Raw genomic sequence first — 656 nt, 5'->3', positions numbered from 1 at the left:
GTCGATACCCGATCCACTCGGGCCGCTCTATGATCTCGCCCGGGAGGCGCAATGGGCGCTGCCGCAAGCGATCGACCACCGGCAAGGACAAAGACTGCCGCTGTTTTCGGATGCGCTCGAGATCTTCGAGACCAAGACGCAGCCAAGCCTGCTGGTGATCGAGGATCTGCACTGGGCCGACGACGCGACGCTGGATTTCGTTCGCTTTCTCGGCCGGCGCATCGTCAACACCCACATCCTGCTTCTGGTGACAGCGCGCAACGACCGCAGCGAGGCACAGATGCGCGTGCGCCGCGCGCTGGGTGAAATCCCGGCGGGCAATGTCGCGCGCATCGACGTGCCGCTGCTCAGCGAGGCGGCGGTGCTGGCGCTGGCCGATGCGGCGGGCCGCGATGGTGACGCCATTTATAGGGCGACGGCCGGCAACGCATTTTTCGTCACCGAATTGTTGTGCGCCGAAAATGAAACGACACCGCCCGCCAGCGTGCGCGACGCCGTGCTGGCGCGGGCCGAGCGGCTGTCTGCCGGCGCCCGCTCGATGCTCGACGCGGTGTCGGTGTTTCCAAGGCGCGCCGATGCGTGGGCGTTGCAGGGCCTGTGCGGCGTCGCCAGCGCCGGGCAGCTGGCGGAATGCGTCTCCGCCGGCTGCCCGGCGC

The 656-nt window shown here is 68.3% G+C and carries 1 pseudogene; it reads left to right on the top strand.

Features of this window, described 5'->3' with window-relative positions:
- Window positions 1-656: pseudogene (locus EN935_RS39090) on the top strand (helix-turn-helix transcriptional regulator); the annotation flags it as partial.

It is taken from the genome of Mesorhizobium sp. M7D.F.Ca.US.004.03.1.1, from assembly GCF_003998635.1.
Classification (GTDB): Bacteria; Pseudomonadota; Alphaproteobacteria; order Rhizobiales; family Rhizobiaceae; genus Mesorhizobium; species Mesorhizobium loti.
The sequence above is the reverse complement of the archived record's forward strand: the minus strand, read 5'-3'. Positions and strand labels throughout refer to the sequence as shown.